Source organism: Pseudomonas graminis (assembly GCF_001705435.1).
Lineage (GTDB): Bacteria > Pseudomonadota > Gammaproteobacteria > Pseudomonadales > Pseudomonadaceae > Aquipseudomonas > Aquipseudomonas graminis_B.
This window is the reverse complement of sequence record NZ_MDEN01000064.1, coordinates 109866-129255: the sequence shown is the minus strand read 5'-3', so window position 1 is coordinate 129255 and position 19390 is coordinate 109866. Positions and strand designations below refer to the sequence as shown.

Here is a 19390-nt window from a genome sequence, read left to right as displayed (position 1 = left end):
GTGATTTCACAGCCCGCCTGTGACCAGGAGACCCCGCATGCATGATTTGCAACTGGACGATCTGAACGCCACGGATGAAAACGCTGCGATGGTGCTGCTGGTCGACGATCAGGCCATGATCGGCGAGGCTGTCCGCCGCGGGCTGGCGCACGAAGACAATATCGACTTCCATTTCTGCGCAGACCCGCATCAGGCGATAGCCCAAGCGATCCTCATCAAGCCGACCGTGATTCTTCAGGACCTGGTCATGCCCGGCCTGGACGGCCTGACACTGGTGCGTGAGTACCGCGCCAATCCGAAGACCCGTGACATTCCGATCATTGTGCTCTCGACCAAGGAAGACCCGCTGATCAAAAGCGCCGCCTTTGCCGCTGGCGCCAACGATTATCTCGTCAAACTGCCGGACAACATCGAACTGGTGGCGCGCATTCGCTACCACTCGCGCTCCTACATGACGCTGCTGCAGCGCGACGAAGCCTATCGTGCGTTGCGGGTCAGTCAGCAACAGCTGCTGGACACCAACCTGGTGCTGCAACGGCTGATGAACTCCGACGGCTTGACCGGCCTGTCCAATCGGCGCCACTTCGACGAGTACCTGGAACTGGAATGGCGCCGTTCCACCCGGGAGCAGACCCAGATCTCGCTGTTGATGATCGACGTCGATTACTTCAAGGCTTACAACGACGCCTTCGGCCATCTCGAAGGTGACGAGGCATTGCGTCAGGTCGCCAAAGCCATCCGCGCCAACTCCAGCCGTCCTTCCGACCTGCCGGCGCGTTACGGTGGCGAAGAATTTGCGCTGGTGCTGCCCAGCACCTCCCCGGGCGGCGCGCGTTTGCTGGCTGAAAAACTGCGTCAGACCATCGCCGGCATGAACATCCCCCACGTCGCCCCGACCCAGGGCTCCAGCCTGACGGTCAGCATTGGTCTGGCCACTGTCGTCCCGCAAGTGGGCAGCCACAGTCGCCAGTTGATTCAAAGTGCGGATCAGGGGCTGTATGCGGCTAAGCACAATGGTCGCAATCAGGTGGCGGTGGGGTAGGGCGAGGATTCGCATTCCTGCGCGCTCTGGCCGTAACCGGGTCGGGTCCTTGGCAACAACAACGAACGCGGCGCACCCCTGCCCAACGGACTGCCATCCCGGGTTTGCCTGCGTTATACTCGCCGGCTTTGTGAAAATCGCCTGCGAGTGCTGCCTACCATGGAAATCAACCCGATCCTAAACAGCATCAAGGACCTGTCCGAGCGCTCCGAAACCATTCGGGGGTATCTTTGACTACGATCACAAACATGATCGTCTGACCGAAGTTAACCGCGAGCTCGAAGATCCAAACGTCTGGAACAACCCGTCGTACGCCCAGGAACTGGGCCGCGAGCGTTCGCTGCTGGCGCAGATCGTCGACACCCTCGACGAAATGAGCACCGGCCTGGTGGACGCCAAGGACCTGTTGCTGATGTCCGCCGAAGAAGAAGACCAGGCCGCCGTCGACGACGTTGCCGCTGAAGTCGAGCGCCTGCGTGAGGCGCTGGAAAAACTGGAATTCCGTCGCATGTTCAGCGGCGAGATGGACCAGAACAACGCCTACCTGGACATCCAGGCCGGTTCCGGCGGCACCGAAGCCCAGGACTGGGCGAACATCCTGTTGCGCATGTACCTGCGCTGGGCCGACAAGCGCGGCTTCGACGCGACCATCATGGAGCTGTCGGCCGGTGAAGTCGCCGGTATCAAAGGCGCCACGGTGCACATCAAGGGCGAGTACGCATTCGGCTGGCTGCGCACCGAAATCGGCGTCCACCGTCTGGTCCGCAAAAGCCCGTTCGATTCCGGCAACCGCCGTCACACCTCGTTCTCGGCCGTGTTCGTGTCGCCGGAAATCGATGACAACATCGAAATCGACATCAACCCGTCTGACCTGCGTATCGACACCTACCGCTCCTCGGGCGCCGGTGGTCAGCACGTCAACACCACCGACTCGGCGGTCCGGATTACCCACGTGCCGACCAACACCGTGGTCAGTTGCCAGAACGAACGTTCCCAGCATGCCAACAAAGACACCGCGATGAAGATGCTGCGGGCGCGCTTGTACGAGCAGGAAGTGCAGAAGCGCAACGCGGCCTCGCAAGCGCTGGAAGACACCAAGTCGGATATCGGCTGGGGTCACCAGATCCGTTCGTACGTACTCGATGCCTCGCGCATCAAAGACCTGCGCACCAGCGTCGAACGCAGCGATTGCGACAAGGTGCTCGATGGCGACATCGACGAATACCTGATCGCGAGCCTCAAACAGGGCCTGTAATCGCCACACCACTGTTGCGGGTAGGGCGCGTCATCATGACGTCGCCGCCCGCGATCCTTCGTCGCGCTTCCCGGCCAGACGAAGGGCCACGAACCTGTGATGGATAATCAAGACATGAGCGACCAACAACTCGACCCGCAAGCCCAGCAACAGGAAGAAAACAGCCTGATCGCCCTGCGCAAGGAAAAACTTGCGGCCGAGCGCGCCAAGGGCAATGCCTTCCCGAACGACTTCCGTCGCGAAAACTACTGCAACGACCTGCAGAAACAGTACGCGGACAAGACCAAGGAAGAGCTGGCTGAAGCGGCGATTCCGGTCAAGGTTGCCGGGCGCATCATGCTCAACCGTGGCTCGTTCATGGTGATTCAGGACATGACCGGTCGCATCCAGGTCTATGTCAACCGCAAGACCCTGCCGGAAGAAACCCTAGCCTCGGTGAAAACCTGGGACATGGGCGACATCATCGCAGCCGAAGGCACCCTGGCCCGTTCCGGCAAGGGCGACCTGTATGTCGAAATGACGAACGTGCGGCTGCTGACCAAATCCTTGCGTCCGCTGCCCGACAAGCACCATGGCCTGGTCGATACCGAGCAGCGTTATCGCCAGCGTTACGTCGACCTGATCGTTAACGATGACGTGCGTGAAACCTTCCGCGTTCGCTCGAAAGTCATTGCCCACATCCGCAGCTTCCTGATGCAGCGCGACTTCCTCGAAGTCGAAACGCCGATGCTGCAGACCATTCCCGGTGGCGCTGCGGCCAAGCCGTTCGAGACGCACCACAACGCGCTGGACCTGGAAATGTTCCTGCGTATCGCGCCTGAGCTGTACCTCAAGCGTCTGGTGGTTGGCGGGTTCGAGAAGGTGTTTGAGATCAATCGCAACTTCCGTAACGAAGGCGTCTCGACCCGTCACAACCCCGAGTTCACGATGCTTGAGTTCTATCAGGCGTACGCGGACTACGAAGACAACATGGACCTGACCGAGGAGCTGTTCCGCGAGCTGGCCCAACTGGTGCTCGGTAGCACCGACGTGCCGTACGGCGACAAGGTGTTCCACTTCGGCGAGCCGTTTGCGCGTCTGTCGGTGTTCGACTCGATCCTCAAGTACAACCCCGAGCTGACCGCCGATGACCTGAACGACATCGACAAGGCCCGCGCCATCGCCAAGAAAGCCGGCGCCAAGGTGCTGGGTTTCGAAGGTCTGGGCAAGCTGCAGGTGATGATTTTCGAAGAGCTGGTCGAGCACAAGCTGGAGCAGCCGCACTTCATCACCCAGTACCCGTTCGAAGTGTCGCCGCTGGCCCGTCGCAACGATGACAACCCCAACGTCACCGACCGCTTCGAGCTGTTCATTGGCGGCCGTGAAATCGCCAACGCCTATTCCGAGTTGAACGACGCGGAAGACCAGGCCGAGCGCTTCATGGCGCAGGTGGCGGACAAGGACGCGGGCGATGATGAAGCCATGCACTACGACGCAGACTTCGTCCGGGCGCTGGAATACGGCATGCCGCCAACAGCGGGCGAGGGCATCGGCATCGACCGTCTGGTCATGCTGCTGACCAACTCGCCGTCCATACGAGACGTCATCCTGTTCCCGCACATGCGGCCGCAAGCCTAAGCGTCAAAACAAGCCGCCTGCGCAGGGCGGCTTTTTTTTGTCTGTAAAGTCACGCAGGCCACGCTGCTGCAGACACCGCGCCTGCTACTCAATGAAAAGGAAATCCAGTTGTGAACCGCACGATCGCTCAAAAGGGAGCCGCTGGCCTGGCCACGGCAGTCGCACAGAGTGTTCAGTACCAGGGCCGCAAGGCGAGTCGACAGGGAAGTGAACAGCGTAGGCAACAGATCCTCGATGCGGCCATGCGCGTCCTCATTCGTGACGGCGTTCGGGCCGTGCGTCATCGCGCAATCGCTGCCGAAGCGCAAGTGCCGCTCTCCGCCACCACCTACTACTTCAAGGACATCGATGACCTGCTCACCGATGCCTTCGCGCAATACGTCGAACGCAGCGCGGCGTACATGGCCAAGCTGTGGACCAACACCGAGGCGCTGCTGCGCGAGATGGTCGCACGCAATGACGGCAGCGCCGATGCCCGCGCCCGGCTGGCCGATGAGATCGCACGAATGACCATGGAGTACGTGCGCCATCAACTGCTGACCCGTCGTGACCAGCTCATTGCCGAGCACGCCTTTCATCTCGAAGCGCTGATCAACCCGCGTCTGGCACCATTGGTGAGTGCCCACCAGCAGATTCTGTTGCAGGGCAGCGCCCAGTTTCTTGAGGTCATGGGCTCGGTTCAGCCGCAGCTGGATGCCCAAGTGTTGACGGGGCTCATCTGCCGGATGGAATATCAGGGGCTGCTCAACGGGCCCCGCCCCGGCGCAGACGAAGAAATGCTCGCTATTCTTACTCGCCAGATGCATCTGGTACTGGGCACTGCCAAGCCGATGGCTGGCTGATACCTCAAGGAGAACCTGATGAAAGTCTGGCGCGTATTGCTCGCCCTGTCGTTCGCGCTGTTGAGCGGATGCCTGGTGACGTTCAAGGACCCGATTCCGGTCAGCAACACCGCCCCGCCCAGATTGCTCGGCACCTGGAGCAGCAAAAATGCCTGGGGCGAGCCGCTCGAACTGGAAATCAGCCGCGCCGGCCCCGACCGTTACAAAGCGGTCAGCTACCGCAAAGGCGATCGTAAGAACCGTGACGAGTACGCCTTCACCGTGTCGCGGCACGGCAGTCGCTGGTACGTGTCCGCCGCGCTGCCTGACAAATACGGCGGCAATTACGTCATCGCCGGTTTCGACCTGATGGATAACGAGAACGGCGCCGACGAACTGGTGGTCTATGACCTGGACCTGGAGCGGTTTCAGCAGTTGGTCGAGCAGAAGCTTCTGGACGGGGAGCGGGTCGATACGGTCAAGGGCGACGGCATGTTGATCTCAAGTTCCATGGACAAGGTCTTTGCCTACCTCGACGACCCGGCCAATTCCGACGTCTTTCTCAAGGCAGCTCAATATCAGCGCATGACCAAATAGCGCAAACGGTTCAATAAGGGGTACCGGGTGGACGAATACCAGCAGACTATTCGCACGTTGTCCGATCGTATCGTGGTGGCGCAGACGCCGATCCGCGTCCTTGATGCCGTGAAGTGGGATGACAACATCCGCAAGACCTTCCTCGACGGCAAAGGCAAAAACCTGCCGGAGGTGGATCGCGCCTACTACGAGAATCGCCCGCTGGGCTTTGATTCCGGCGCGGTGAAGCTGGAGTTCCAGAACATCGAGCGGGACATCACCCGGCAGCTGGGCCAGTTCAACCCGGTCGGGCAGATCATGCGCCGCATGTGCAAAGAGTACCGGATGGTCATCCGCATGCTCGAAGCACGCGGCACCCCCGACTTCGGCCTGATCTCTCAGGAGCTGTACGGCGCGGCGTCCGATGCTTTCCACGCCGGCGACCCGACCCTGTCCGACCTCGGCATGATGCTCTCCGATTACCTGAACAACATTGCCGGCCGCGGCGATCTCAAGGACGAGCCGAAAATCCTGACGGCCAAAGACGCCGTCGCCATGCTGCAAACCCGGCTCAATCGCACGTTCGGTGAGGCTGAAGAGACGATCCGGGTGTTCGAATCCGACGGCATCGTGGCGGACGCGGCAGCCGGGGCCGATTACATCAAGATCCGCAGCGACGCGATGTTCAACGAACGCGACGTGCGCGCGCTGGAAGTCCATGAAGGCCTGGTGCACGTCGGCACCACGCTCAATGGGCAGAATCAGCCGATCTGCACCTTCCTGTCCAAAGGCCCGCCCTCGTCGACAGTGACCCAGGAAGGCCTGGCGATTCTGATGGAGATCATCGGCTTCGCGTCCTACCCGAGCCGCCTGCGCAAGCTGACCAATCGCACCCGTGCCATTCACATGGCCGAGGAGGGCGCCGACTTTTTGCAGGTGTTCGAGTTCTATCGCGAGCAAGGCTTCGGCATGTCGGAAAGCTACGGCAACGCCAGTCGGGTATTCCGGGGCTCGGTACCGAATGGGCTGCCCTTCACCAAGGATCTGTCCTACCTCAAGGGCTTCATCATGGTCTACAACTACATCCAGTTGGCCGTGAGAAAGGGCAAGCTGGAGCAGGTGCCGCTGCTGTTCTGCGGCAAGACCACGCTGGAAGACATGCGCACGTTGCGCCAGTTGGTGGACGAAGGCTTGGTGGTGCCGCCCAAATACCTGCCCGATCAGTTCCGTGACATGAATGCGCTATCGGCGTGGATGTGTTTCTCCAACTTCCTCAATCACCTGAGCCTGGACCGGATCGAAGCGGACTATTCGAATATTCTGTGAGTCTGTGAGTCTGTGAGTCTGTGAGTCTGTGGGCGCTGATACATCGGCGCCTTTGTCAGGTTTCCCGTCGTCCGCCCATCCAGAATTGAAGGACATCGCTTGAAGCTTCTTCTTACCTTGCTCCTGGTCATTTCCCTCAGTGGCTGCAGCGAATTGCTGTTCTACCCGGAACGCGGTTTGCCGCTGACGCCGGACAAGGCCCACCTCGCCTGGCGCGATGTCACCCTTACAGCGGCCGACGGCACCAAACTCAACGCGTGGTTTCTGCCAGCCAAGCCCGGCGTACCGGTAAAGGGCACGGTGCTGCACCTGCATGGCAACGGCGGCAACATGGCGTGGCATCTGGCGGGGAGCTGGTGGTTGCCGGAGCAGGGCTATCAAGTGCTGCTGGTGGATTATCGCGGCTATGGCCGGTCCGAAGGCGAGCCGAGTCTGCCGGCCATTTATCAAGACATCGACGCGGCGTTTGACTGGCTGAACGCGGCGCCTGAAGTGCAGAGCAAACCGCTGGTGGTCCTTGGCCAAAGCATCGGCGGGGCACTGGCGGTGCATTACCTGTCCGAGCATCCGCAGCAGCGCGCGCGGGTCAAGGCGCTGGTCCTCGATGGGGTGCCGGCGAGCTATCGTGAGGTCGCCCGCTATACCCTCAGCACGTCGTGGCTGACGTGGCCCATCAAGCGGCCGCTGTCGTGGGTGATCCCGGACGCCGACAGCGCCATCAACGGCATGCCGCAGCTCAAGGGCACGCCGATGCTGCTGTTCCAGAGCCTGGACGACACGCAAGTGCCGCTGCGCAACGGCATCAGCCTGTATCAGGCCGCGCCACCGCCGCGCGTGCTGCAACTCACGCGCGGGCCTCACGTGCAGACCTTCGGCGACCCCACCTGGCGCGAGGTGATGGTCCGCTATCTGGACGATCCTCAGCATTTCGACGGCCTGCGCAGGCTGGGGGAAATTCCGAATTATCCTGATCCTCAAGCAGGCAAGGCGGCACCGTCGCCTCAACCGTGAGCAGAGCAGCGCCACGCGTGACAATCCGCGCGATCAGTGCATGTGGGAGTGAGCTTGCTCACGAAGGGACAATCACATCGGCTAAATCTCCAGCGGCTGGTATGCAGTCTTCGTGAGCAAGCTCACCCCCACATGGGCGGCGTTTGCTTGACAGCAGCTTGGCGGCTGGACGACAGGTAATCTCCCGCTTGATCTAGCGCCGTTGGCAGCCGTGCGAATGCCTTCAACTCGCCACAAAAAAGCCCCGCCTGTGTCGCAACAGGCGGGGCTCTTTATGTGCCGCTACAACCGCATCACTTCATAATGCATAAGGGGACTGATTTATTTCCGAGTGCATAAGGGTGCATAAGGGGGCTGATTTATTTACAACGCTTGACCGTAAATTAATCTGTCCCCGGTAGTTGAGCTAGCTGTTCAAAAGGCAGTGCCTTTCTACTTATCCTCACGCTAGTTCAAGGGGGTCGTCCCAATAAGCTACTGTAGGCTGTCCGCCTTAACGCGAAAGAACTCAAAGGGCGTTACTCCCTAATTCTATTCTTATTTTTATTTTTATTTTTATTTTTTTGTTTCTTCAAGATTGTATTCTGCCGCGCGAGCAACATGCTTGTTTTGATCATTAAGTAGTCTTTCCAATATTGTAATTGGTGCTTCTTTGTTGGCGGCCACTGCTATGCGTACAACATAACTCTCATCCCAAGATAGAATTTCGAAGAGCGCCGGTGACATCTTTCTTTTTGCTGCAATGAACTGCCGGACGGTGCTATCAAACTGGCATAGTTCTTCTAAGATCTCTAATGGGACACTTTTATTATGCGAATCCCATCGCCTGGAGTTCGGGTGTTTTTTATTACATCGCGCCATACCGAAATCGGGGCCTCCTCAGTTGCAGCTCTATCGTATTCACTTTTGATGGAGCTACTCCGTAGCGCTACAAACTCCTCAGCAGATGTAAACATTTTTAACCTTGCACTTAAAAATCTGAATTTATATTCTTTCTGACTCCGCTTTTATGCTCACTCTTACGGCCTCCGTAAATATCAGTATTCACGAGCCACGCGCTAGATTCATCGTAGACTTTCAAGCGTTTTCCCCGTGGCCTGTTTTATTTACTGTCCACTATTTTTACTTTTTTTGGGTCAAGATTGTATTTCGCATAATCCACCCCCGGAACTAAAGGGGTCCGTCCCCACTAGTCCTGGGTTTTGTAGTTCCTTGTGTGGTCGCCATAGATATGAGCATCGGCCAGCCATGCACTATTAGGCTTATACGATATTAAACGAGACCGTTCCCTATAGTCTTTATTTTTCTCTCATCAAGATTAAGCCTAGCTACGCTTGCGACATCTTCGTCCTTATCTGTTAGCAATCGCTCTAAAATAGCGATTGGTGTCTTTCTATTCGCGGCTATCGCCACCCTCACAACATCGCTAACGTCTTTAGATAGCATTTCAAACATCGCTAGGGATAATTTCCGTTTTCTCGCGACAGACTGCCTGATAGTGCTGTCAAAAATACAAAGTTCTTCAAGTATTTCCAGAGGTACGGTTTTGTTGTGCGAAACCCATCGCCTATAGTTTGGGTACTTGATGATGATCTCGCGCCAGACAGATATTGGAGCTTCTTCCATCGCAGCTCGATCATACTCGTTTTTTAAATCGCTACTTCGTAATGCGATAAATTCTTCAGCAGAATTAATCATTTATTATCCTTGCATTTCAAAGACCTGAAATCGATGTTCTTTCCGATGCCACTTTTGTGCTTGCTCATATGGTCACCATAGATGTCCGCGTCAGCGACCCACGTACCAGTTTTATCGTAAACTTTCCAAGCGCTTTCTCCATGACCTGTTTTATCGATCGACCACCATTGGCTCCATCTCGGATCATAAAAGTATTTCGCATAACCCACGCCACTGACATTACCCTCGCAAACCCGGTCATACCGATTGACCTCCCATTTTTTTCTGCACGCGCGTTTACAGTTTTGATTTGGCTTATCGGACTTAGGCTTCCGCCCCGGCCCGACGGTCGAACTTGCCAGGCCTAACGGATCGACCCAACTGATTGAGTTGGGCCCGTATTGGTAGATGTTCAGTCCACCCAGATACCCAATCGGGTCTTCGCTGATGAAGCGCCCGACCCTTGGATCATAGTACCGATGCCGGTTGTAGTGCAGGCCGGTTTCGTGGTCGTGGTACTGGCCCTGGAAACGGATCGGGTTGGTTAGGCCAGTCTGTTGGGCGAATTCAGAGCGCTGTTCGGTTGCCTCTCCCCACGCTTTGTATTGGGCGCTCCAGGCGGTGTTGCCGGTCTGGTCGGTGATTTCCTGGGGCGTGCCGAGGTGGTCGCATTGGTACCAGGCGAGTGCGTCAATCGGCAGCGCGACGGGTTTGTAGTTCCAAAGCGGGTCTTCTTTGAAGTTGTAGCGACCTTCGTACGTAGGCTGGCTTACGAGACGGATGGTTTCATGGCGGATGGCCTGGGCCACCGGGACAAAAGTGCCGGGTTCGTGGATGTAGTGGACGGTGCGGCCTAGCGCGCCGGCATAGGGCGGCGGACTGCTTTCCCAGGCGAGGTTGTCGCCGTCCCAGCCGTACAGGGTGAAGCCGCAGCCGAGTTCGCGCTCTTTTCGCGCGTGTTCGTTTTCGTTCCAGCCGGTGCCGGCTTCTGGCCGTGGTCGGTAGTGAGCCTTTGAGAGTTTGTAGAGGCGACGTCCGAGTGGGTCGTAGCCGAAGTCGACAGTGAGGCGCGGATCTTGAAAATGCACCAGACGATCAAAGAGGTCCCAGTGCAGCTCGCTTCGCAATCCATTGGTCCAACGCTCTGTCTGGTTGCCGCGTTCGTCGTATTCGTAGTGGCTGCCGGCGTAGTCGCGCAGCAGGTTGTCGATCAGCTTGTGGCGGACTGGCTCGGGATCTAAAGGTCGGCGGACTGGCGCGTCGCTGTCGTTGAGCAGGTTGCTGGCCGGGTCGAAAGCGAAGGTTTCCACGCCCAGGCGGCTGGTGGCATTGATTAGTCGGCTGACGGGATCGTATCGGTAGCTCAACTCCCCACGGCGGCTGTCGTCGATGTCGGTGAGTTGGCCGGCGGCGTCGTAGGTGTAGGCGCGTTTTATGAGCGTGGATTTGTCGTCTGCTCGTCCTAGCAGTTGTTCTTGGAGGCGTCCCGCCGGGTCCCAGCTTTGGGTTTGCAGGAGTTGGTTGCCCTGATGGCGGGCGACTTCGCGGTGGAGGTCATCGCGTTCGTAGCTCAGCAGTTCGTGCTCGTCGAGCTTGAGGCCGAGCAGATGGCCGCTGCCGTAGGTCAGCCAGCTAACGCGATGGCCATCGGGGCGAATGGTCGCAACCCGGTTGTTCAGCGCGTCGTACTCGTGCTGCCAAACGGCAACCAGCGGTTCTATCAGGCTTGTGTAGTGCTCGTGCTCGCGCAGCAAGTTGCCAGCCGGATCGTGGAACCATTGCAAACGACTCACGGCGTTGGTCGCCATGATCAGATGGCCATTGCCGTCGTAGGCGAAGGTTTCGCTTTGGGATTTCTCTCCAAGCGTGGCACGGCGTTCAGTCAGGCGGCCCATCGGGTCGAAGGTCAGTGCGATGGTGCGCTGGTCGTTGATGGTCCCCGCAAGCCGTCCTGTTTCCGGATCGTACTGATAGCGAGTCGAGCGCCCGTCGAAACCGCGCTCTTCCACAAGCCGGCCGACGGGATCGTAGTGAAAATGCGCGCGGCGTTCGTTTTCGTTTTCCAGCGCCACCAGCCGGCCAAGCTTGTCCCAGCGGTAACGCAGGGTTTGTTCGGCGGCATCAACGCGTTCGGCGATGAATCCCGCAGCGGTGTAGCGCCAGGTGGTGCAGCGTTCAAGGCCATCGGAGTGGGCCAGCAAACGACCTTCTGCATCGCGGCTGAAGCGTTCTTCGGTTTTGTCCGGATGCTTGATCAGGACCAACTGACCGGATTTGTATTCGTAAGCGGTGCTATGCCCGGCCGGGTCGGTGAAGCGCATCATCTGGCCGCGTTCGTCGTATTCCCAAGCGCTGACCTTGCCCGAGCAGTCGGTGTACTTAACGAGTTGTCCGGCGTCGTTATAGGCCAACGCTTTTGTATTGCCGTTGGCGTCCTTGATCGCAGTAGGAAGACCAAACGAGTTGTAGGCGTATTCGGTAACGTTCTCTAGCGGATCGATCGCCTCAACCAAGTTTCCGCGAAGGTCATAGTCCCGTTTCCACAGCCCACCCTCGCCATCGCTGATCTTGATCAGATGACTTTTATCGTCGTACGCGTAATTGATGACGCTGTGATCAGCGCGGATGTGCTCGGTCAGATTGCTCAGTTTGTCGTAGCGATAACGGTCGGTGCTGCCGTCGGTGTGAACGTGGCGAATGATGTTCTTCGCGGCGTCACGGAAGAACCATTCGGAACGGCCGTCCGCATGGCAGATGCGGTACGTGTAACCCAAGCTATCGTAGTAATGCCGGGTTTCGTGGCCCAAAGCGTCAGTGACGTAGGTCAGGCGGATGTTTTCATCCCATGCCAGTCGCGTGTCAAAACTGCCGTCGTCGGCCCATTCGCGAATAGCCTTGGCGTCGGAACCTGTTCCCTGCCATTGCAGATTCAAACCGCGATTGGTGCGATCGGTGTAGCGAGTGATCAGGTGGTTTTGATACTGGTAGCGCCAGGCCGAACCGTTCTCGTCCTGCGCCAGAATAAGGTCACCGAAATCGTCGTACTGATAGGCACACAGTTGGCGTTTGACGTCGCCGTCACGTATTTCCCAAAGGCCGGTCAACCGCCCCTGATCATCAATCAACGTACCCAGGCGCAGATGGACTTTGTTTAGATCTTTCTCCGAGTAAGTCACCAATTCGGAGAGCACCATCTGATCACAGTGCCGATGCTCATGATGCAGCATGACCCCGGCGCCGTTGGGCAGCATCTTGTTGATCAGAACAAAGCGCTTGCCCCGCCGAACATAGGTTTCCCTGTGCTCCAGGCCCCGCATCAGCACTAACCGATCTTTACTGAGGCGAACGACGGTCAGGTTTTCAATGGCGTTGAAGTGGAACAGCTTGACCTTGGGCAGAGGGAATTCATGACTGCGCCCATCGGCGTCATGAAACACCAAGCCCTCATCAACGCGGTCAAACCGAGTGGTAAACGGCGTTATCCAACGCGCGCCGATGATGTCCTGATCGTAAGCATCCAGACTCGAGCAATAAGTCCGCGTCCACTCAATCGGAAACGGCCCCGGCAGGCTGAAATCGGTATGACTGAACGACTCCGAGCCCACCGCAAAACTGATGCTGTTACCCGTAGCAGCACAGGCACAGTTTTTCTGCTCATTGGGCAGGGCCTTGGCAGGCTTCTCGAACTGAACAGCCTCCAGCTTGCCCTCACCCGCTTGGCGTTTAGCCTGATTAACCACCCCTGGCTTGATGTTGAACGACTGGCCATGCCCATTGCGCGAGCGCCATGTGACTACCGCACCTGCCAATGTCTCCAGCAACGACCCAATCGAGTTCTGAAGCCCAGGATCCGCCAGACGATTAATCTGATCCCGAAGCTCCGGGCCCATTGCGCGCAACGAACCTGCATGTCGGAGCACCTGCTCTTTCAGCGCTTCGGGTACGAAATATTCGGCAGCACCGTTAACAGCGCCCTTGCCCGCAGCCATGCAAACATCCGCAGCGGCCGCAAAAATGTTGCCGATGGCCGCCTGATGATCGTAGGCCCAAAGATCCCCAGCGGCCTGAACCAACTGCTCCGCTTCCAGCAAATCAGCGTTGGCGTCCAGCTTCGGTTCGACCAGCTTCTCCAGGCCAGCGGCGATCTGAAGAAGCACTTCTTCACCGAGCTTCCCCGCGTCGTCCAGAATCCCGGGGAGCCTGGCCTGCGCCTGTGGCACAAAGTCATCAAGGGTCCCGACAATGGTGGCGTTGAGGTGCCCGATCAAAATCTCGATCAGCACGTCACTCACCACCAATTTCCCGGTCCGACGTATCTCCTGGCGCACCAGAAACAGCATTGGCCGCAGGCTCATCCGTGCGGCTGCCATTTTCGGCGGGCGTGGCAGCACTCCGATCAGGTTGATGCCCAAACTGACCCAGTCCAGCGGATCGCGCTCCGAGCTTGTAGAAAGCCGGACGATGTCATTCAGCGCATCGACGAGCGCCATGATGTTGCCCACCACCGGCAGTCCGCCCGCCTCGGCCTTGATTCGTTCGAGCGTGACGACCCCGCCGCTGATCTCCTGCAGCCAGGCATCGACATTGGCCGCACCAAGACCAACGTCTTCAACTTGAATCAGGTCAAGCGGAACAACCGCCACTTGGGGTCCGCGTTTCTCGCCACCAACGGGCGGATTTAGGGGGGTCGCCAAGAATGCTCTCCGTGCTCAAATAACCATCCGAGAAGGCGTGAATGCCGAACCGGGGGGACGGAGATATCAAGGGCTGTGCCAGCTATAAACTAAGTAAGCAAAATCAATAGCTTAAGAGGACAAACAGCAGGTTTGAGCGAACGCCAAACCCGATAACAAAGAAAAAGTGCGCAAGAAGTTGCGCACCCCCTGCGCAATGTCTTGCGCACTCGCCTACACGCCACAAACCACGTGGCCTCTAGCCCATCAACCACCCCGTTTCCAACAAACGAGTGCGCAACTTCTTGCGCAGTCCTCAAAAACGGGGCTCAACCAGTTCTCCCTAAAAGCACCTCATCCCAACCCCATCCGGAGAAAAACGCCGGCCACAAAAAAGCCCCGCCTGTGTCGCAACAGGCGGGGCTCTTTATGTGCCGCTACAACCGCATCACTTCATCGAAGAGCGCGGTGCAACTGGCTGGTTGTCGTTGGAGATGGTCACTTCCACGCGACGGTTCATGGCACGGCCCGAGGCGCTGGCATTGTCAGCAACCGGGTATTCCTTGCCGTAACCCTGAGCAACGATACGCTCCGGGCCTACGCCCATCTTGATCAGTGCCATGCGCACGGATTGGGCGCGGCGCTCGGACAGCGAGTCGTTGTAAGCAGCGGAACCGGTGCTGTCGGTGTAGCCCTCAACGATGACCTTGCGATCAGGGTTTTCGGATAGGAACTGGGCCAGCTTGTTGACGTTGACCAGGCCGGACGACTTGAGCTCAGCCTTGTTCAGGTCAAACAGGACGTCGCCGAACGTTACCAGCGTACCGCGCTCGGTCTGCTTGGCGTTCAGGCTGTTCTGCAAGGCCTTGATCTGAGCATCACGAGCATCCAGACGCGCCTGTGCACGTTGGGCTGCAGCACCTTTCAGATCGTTTTCAGCGGTCTTCAGGTTGATGGTCTGCTTGGCCAGCTCCACGCGCTGGTTGGTCAGATAGGCCAGCTGATCGACCTTCTTCTGGTCATCGTTGTTGCGGTACGCGGCGTCTGCCTTGTCCAGCCACTCGCTGGCGTCTTTGGTTTCCAGCGCAGCCAGTTCAGTGGCTTTAGGGTTGCTTTGCAGCGCGGAATAGTTGGTGCGGGCTTGTTCCAGGTTCACGTTCGGCTGCGACGAGCACGCCGCCAGACCAACGCTCAGAGCCAGCAGGGCAGGAATAAGTACTTGTTTACGCATAATATTTTCGTCCTTTAACTCAATGGCCAATGCTTGAACTGCGAAGCGTTACTGTGTGACAGGCTGAACCTGACGCATGCCTTCTTCACGCAGCTCATTGACGCCCTGACGAGCATCCTGCACCGCTTTCTGTGCCTTCGTGGCCTGAGCTTTACGCTCGGCTACACGGGCATCCCACTCGGCCTGCTCGGCGTATTTACGAGCTTCGTCGTATTTCTTGTCCTGCATGGCCAGTTCGGCTTGCTTGAACTTGTCCTGAGCGGACTTCATTTCAACGGCAGCGTACTCGGTCGCGCCAGCGGTGACAGCGGCGTTGACGGCCGACTGGGTCACGGCGTACTGCTCGCTTGGAGGATTGCCCGCGCAACCAGCCAGAAGAACGCTGGTGCCCAGCGCCAGTGCAGCCATCTTCAGCCCGCGCAGGCGATTGAACGTTGGTTTGGCAGTGCTGGTGTTCATGGTGGTCAACTCCATTTCTTAACTCCTGAAAACTGGTTGTTCCATTTCAGCAGCAGCCCACGCGGATGGATGGTGTTACGTCACTTCCGCTGTCATCTGACGGCTTTTACTGGAATGGCTAACTGCTCGGACCGCTGCCTTTTTTGAATAGTTCAGACATTTTTCTTAACTTCCGGTCAGCTTTTGTTACGTGTTGTAAAATTGACGCTCGAAAAATGGCGGGGTTTTGCCCGCCAGATTACTGGCCCGGTGCGGCCTGTGGAGCATTTTGCCGGGCCAAAAACGACGTCGTAGTTGCAACCGTCACAGGTCTTCACGATCGGAGATTTCCTGGAGATGGTGTCGAGAAAGCTCGAGAAACCTGGGCGTCGGGCCAACGTCTTCGTAAAGCGGATTGCCTTCCTCGTCGGTGGCGACGACCTGCTGACCGCGCACGTACGGAAAACTCGCCTCCAGTTCTTCCAGCGCGGCTCCGATCAGCTCGCCCAGCAACTCCTCAGGCGTGCGCTTGGGGTACATCTCGGCGATCGCCGCAAGCCGCGCGGCAGCCTCCACGTCCAAATGAATAGCGTAGGCGGTCTCGGTCAGACGGCCTTTGGCGTTCTGTTCCCACTGTTCGGCGAGTTCTCGGATTTTCATACATACCTCATCGGTTCCCGCGCGAGGGCGGGCATTGGACGTGGAGAGCCACGGTGAAGCGTGACTGAGACGGGCTTCCCCGGCGGTGAAAGTGCGTCGAGGGTTGCGTAGGGACATCAATTTGTCGCTCTATACACACCAATAGAAACGAAACCCCGCAGGGCGTTCCGTTCGGCAGCAGCGAATGGACCCCCCGCAAGGACTCGCCGGTAAAAACAACAAGGCTTAAGGAGAGGGCTGGATGGCTGATATCGATGCACGATTGCGCGAGAATGTTCACCTGCTGGGTGAGCTGTTGGGCAACACCATTCGTGATCAGCACGGCGCTGATTTTCTCGAGAAGATCGAGCGCATCCGCAAAAGCGCAAAGGCTGATCGCCATGCGTCGACCCAAGGCACCGAGCAGCTTAGCTCCAGTCTTGAAGGCCTGGGTGAGGATGAATTGCTGCCGGTGGCACGTGCGTTCAACCAGTTTCTCAACCTGGCGAACATCGCCGAGCAATATCAGCTGATCCATCGTCGCGATGACGGCAAGCCGCAGCCGTTTGAGTCCCGCGTGTTGCCCGAGCTGCTGGAACGCCTGAAGCAGGCCGGGCAGACACCCGAAGCGCTGGCGCAGCAATTGACCACGCTGGAAATCGAACTGGTGCTGACCGCCCACCCGACCGAAGTCGCGCGGCGCACGCTGATCCAGAAGTACGACGCTATCGCTGCGCAACTGGCCGCGCTCGATCATCGCGACTTGAATCGCCACGAGCGGGAGCAGATCACCGAGCGTCTGCAGCGACTGATTGCCGAAGCGTGGCACACCGAAGAAATCCGCCGCGTCCGTCCCACGCCTGTCGACGAGGCGAAGTGGGGGTTTGCGGTCATCGAAAATTCCCTGTGGCAAGCAATCCCCAACTACCTGCGCAAGGCCGATCAGGCGCTGCACGCCGCGACCGGTCTGCACCTGCCGCTGGAGTCGGCGCCGATTCGCTTCGCTTCCTGGATGGGCGGTGACCGCGACGGCAACCCCAACGTGACAGCTGCCGTCACCCGCGAGGTGCTGTTGCTGGCGCGCTGGATGGCCGCTGATTTGTACCTGCGCGACGTCGATCAACTGGCCGCCGAACTGTCGATGCAGCAGGCCAGCCCGGCGCTGATGGAAGCAGCGGGTGACAGCGCCGAGCCTTACCGCAGTGTCCTCAAGCAACTGCGTGAGCGGCTTCGGGCCACGCGCAATTGGGCTCACGCCTCACTGAGTGTCACCCAGGTCGCACCGGTAGACGTGCTGCACGAAAACCGCGAGCTCGTTGAGCCGCTGAAGCTGTGTTTCGACTCGCTGCACCAATGCGGCATGGGCGTCATCGCCGATGGCCCGTTGCTCGATTGTTTGCGTCGCGCGGTGACCTTCGGGCTGTTCCTGGTGAAGCTTGACGTGCGCCAGGATTCCACGCGGCACAGCTCGGCCATGAGCGAGATCACCGAATACCTGGGGCTCGGCCGCTACTACGAGTGGGATGAGCCGACGCGCGTCGACTTCCTGCTGCGAGAACTGGACAACAAACGGCCGCTGCTGCCTGCGCATTTCAGCCCTGAAGCGGACACCGCCGAAGTGCTGGCGACCTGCCGTGAGGTCGCGGCTGCGCCGGCGGCTTCGCTGGGTTCCTACGTGATCTCCATGGCCGGCGCGGCCTCCGATGTGCTCACCGTTCAACTGTTATTGAAAGAAGCCGGGCTGCAGCGATCCATGCGTGTGGTGCCGCTGTTTGAAACCCTTGCCGATCTGGATAACGCCGGACCGGTGATCGAGCAGCTGTTGAGCATTCCTGCCTACCGCCGAAGCCTGGAAGGTCCGCAGGAGGTCATGATCGGTTACTCGGATTCGGCCAAGGACGCCGGCACCACGGCTGCGGCCTGGGCGCAGTACCGGGCGCAGGAAAAACTGGTTGAGATCTGCCGCGCCCAAGAGGTCGAGCTGCTGCTGTTCCACGGTCGCGGCGGTACGGTTGGTCGTGGCGGCGGCCCCGCACATGCGGCGATTCTGTCGCAGCCACCGGGCTCGGTGGCGGGGCGTTTCCGCACCACCGAGCAGGGTGAGATGATCCGCTTCAAGTTCGGCCTGCCGGACATCGCCGAGCAGAACCTCAACCTTTATCTCGCTGCAGTGCTGGAAGCCACGTTGCAACCGCCACCGATGCCGCAACCGGCGTGGCGTCAGGTGATGGACGAACTGGCGGCAGATGGCGTGAAAGCCTACCGCGCCGTGGTTCGGGAAGACCCGGAGTTCGTCGAGTACTTCCGTCAGGCCACGCCGGAACAGGAGCTGGGCCGCTTGCCACTGGGCAGCCGTCCGGCCAAGCGCCGCGAAGGCGGGGTGGAAAGCCTGCGCGCCATTCCGTGGATTTTCGCCTGGACCCAGACGCGCCTCATGCTGCCCGCCTGGCTGGGCTGGGAAAACGCGTTGAGCAAGGCGCTGGAACGCGGTCAGGGTGATCTGCTCGCCGAGATGCGTGAGCAATGGCCGTTCTTCCGCACCCGCATCGACATGCTGGAAATGGTGCTGGCCAAGGCCGACAGCGACATCGCCCAGCTCTACGACGAGCGCCTGGTTGAGCCGAAACTGCTGCATTTGGGGACGCATTTGCGCGGCCTATTGTCGCAGGCGTGTGACGTGGTGCTGGGCCTGACAGGTCAGTCCCGACTATTGGCCCACAGCCCCGAAACGCTGAAGTTCATCAGCCTGCGCAATACCTACCTCGATCCTCTTCATTTATTGCAGGCAGAGTTGCTGGCGCGTTCGCGTCAGCAGGAGGCGAGTCTGGACAGTCCGCTGGTGCAGGCGCTGCTGGTGTCTGTCGCAGGCATCGCCGCCGGGTTGCGCAACACCGGCTGACGGGCAGGCAGGCCGGCCGAATGAACACGACCCCTTTCATTCGGCCGGACCTGTGGCGTCGTGGCCGCTGCGGCGTCACCCCGTTGCACGAGGTCTCACCCTTGCGCAGATCGATGCCAAGCTACTGGTTTTTCGCGGGTTACTGCGACTTTCGGCGTCTTGTGCGCCATGAATCGGCTGTGTAT

General features: G+C 58.9%; 13 protein-coding genes. 8 read left to right on the top strand and 5 right to left on the bottom strand.

The genetic code is table 11. The features are described 5' to 3' along the window. Window positions 1-37: 37 nt before the first annotated feature. From BBI10_RS15815 to BBI10_RS15785, 7 genes are all read left to right on the top strand, one after another. The gene (locus BBI10_RS15815; protein ID WP_065989920.1) at window positions 38-1042 is read left to right on the top strand and encodes a response regulator; all 1005 of its coding nucleotides are present in this window, start codon (window positions 38-40) and stop codon (window positions 1040-1042) included. Between the two features lie 159 nt (window positions 1043-1201). Next, a protein-coding gene (gene prfB, locus BBI10_RS15810) for a peptide chain release factor 2 (RefSeq protein ID WP_108120905.1) occupies window positions 1202-2297 on the top strand; the annotation gives its coding sequence in 2 pieces (ribosomal slippage) (window positions 1202-1273 and window positions 1275-2297; 1095 coding nt in all). 114 nt (window positions 2298-2411) lie between these two features. Beyond that, window positions 2412-3914 carry a lysine--tRNA ligase gene (lysS, locus tag BBI10_RS15805; protein ID WP_065990265.1) on the top strand — a complete coding sequence of 501 codons (1503 nt, stop codon included), beginning with the start codon at window positions 2412-2414 and terminating at the stop codon, window positions 3912-3914. 110 nt (window positions 3915-4024) lie between these two features. Further along, window positions 4025-4756, top strand: coding sequence for a TetR/AcrR family transcriptional regulator (locus BBI10_RS15800; protein ID WP_065989914.1), 732 nt, complete (start codon window positions 4025-4027; stop codon window positions 4754-4756). An 18-nt stretch (window positions 4757-4774) separates the two neighbouring features. Continuing rightward, window positions 4775-5332, top strand: coding sequence for a cache domain-containing protein (locus BBI10_RS15795; protein ID WP_065989912.1), 558 nt, complete (start codon window positions 4775-4777; stop codon window positions 5330-5332). A gap of 27 nt (window positions 5333-5359) precedes the next feature. Further along, complete coding sequence (locus tag BBI10_RS15790) at window positions 5360-6637, top strand: flavohemoglobin expression-modulating QEGLA motif protein (protein WP_065989910.1); 1278 nt, start codon at window positions 5360-5362, stop codon at window positions 6635-6637. A 99-nt stretch (window positions 6638-6736) separates the two neighbouring features. Continuing rightward, entirely contained in the window at window positions 6737-7648 is a 912-nt protein-coding gene (locus tag BBI10_RS15785; RefSeq protein WP_065989908.1) for an alpha/beta hydrolase, read from the top strand. Between the two features lie 1272 nt (window positions 7649-8920). Here BBI10_RS15785 and BBI10_RS15780 read toward each other — a convergent pair. From BBI10_RS15780 to BBI10_RS15760, 5 genes are all read right to left on the bottom strand, one after another. Beyond that, on the bottom strand, window positions 8921-9346 hold the full coding sequence (locus BBI10_RS15780; protein WP_065989906.1) for a hypothetical protein: 426 nt from the start codon (window positions 9344-9346) through the stop codon (window positions 8921-8923). After that, window positions 9343-14019, bottom strand: coding sequence for an RHS repeat-associated core domain-containing protein (locus BBI10_RS15775; RefSeq protein ID WP_083233137.1), 4677 nt, complete (start codon window positions 14017-14019; stop codon window positions 9343-9345). The genes BBI10_RS15780 and BBI10_RS15775 overlap by 4 nt, the downstream gene beginning before the upstream one ends. 427 nt (window positions 14020-14446) lie before the next feature. Continuing rightward, window positions 14447-15229 (bottom strand): OmpA family protein, encoded by a 783-nt coding sequence (locus BBI10_RS15770; protein ID WP_065989904.1) that lies wholly within the window; start codon window positions 15227-15229, stop codon window positions 14447-14449. Between the two features lie 48 nt (window positions 15230-15277). Then, a complete protein-coding gene (locus BBI10_RS15765; RefSeq protein ID WP_065989902.1) occupies window positions 15278-15703 on the bottom strand; it encodes a DUF4398 domain-containing protein in 426 nt (141 codons plus the stop codon). Between the two features lie 288 nt (window positions 15704-15991). After that, entirely contained in the window at window positions 15992-16327 is a 336-nt protein-coding gene (locus tag BBI10_RS15760) for a pilin assembly protein (RefSeq protein WP_065989900.1), read from the bottom strand. A gap of 241 nt (window positions 16328-16568) precedes the next feature. Here BBI10_RS15760 and ppc point away from each other — a divergent pair, with 241 nt between their 5' ends. Continuing rightward, complete coding sequence (gene ppc, locus BBI10_RS15755; protein ID WP_065989898.1) at window positions 16569-19205, top strand: phosphoenolpyruvate carboxylase; 2637 nt, start codon at window positions 16569-16571, stop codon at window positions 19203-19205. The last annotated feature ends 185 nt before the right edge of the window (window positions 19206-19390 follow it).

Bases quoted from the DNA above. Each gene is read 5' to 3' on its own strand.
- BBI10_RS15780 (WP_065989906.1), bottom strand. From the start codon at position 9,346: ATGATTAATTCTGCTGAAGAATTTATCGCATTACGAAGTAGCGATTTA.
- BBI10_RS15765 (WP_065989902.1), bottom strand. From the start codon at position 15,703: ATGGAGTTGACCACCATGAACACCAGCACTGCCAAACCAACGTTCAAT.
- BBI10_RS15760 (WP_065989900.1), bottom strand. From the start codon at position 16,327: ATGAAAATCCGAGAACTCGCCGAACAGTGGGAACAGAACGCCAAAGGC.
- BBI10_RS15815 (WP_065989920.1), top strand. From the start codon at position 38: ATGCATGATTTGCAACTGGACGATCTGAACGCCACGGATGAAAACGCT.
- BBI10_RS15795 (WP_065989912.1), top strand. From the start codon at position 4,775: ATGAAAGTCTGGCGCGTATTGCTCGCCCTGTCGTTCGCGCTGTTGAGC.
- lysS (WP_065990265.1), top strand. From the start codon at position 2,412: ATGAGCGACCAACAACTCGACCCGCAAGCCCAGCAACAGGAAGAAAAC.
- ppc (WP_065989898.1), top strand. From the start codon at position 16,569: ATGGCTGATATCGATGCACGATTGCGCGAGAATGTTCACCTGCTGGGT.
- BBI10_RS15770 (WP_065989904.1), bottom strand. From the start codon at position 15,229: ATGCGTAAACAAGTACTTATTCCTGCCCTGCTGGCTCTGAGCGTTGGT.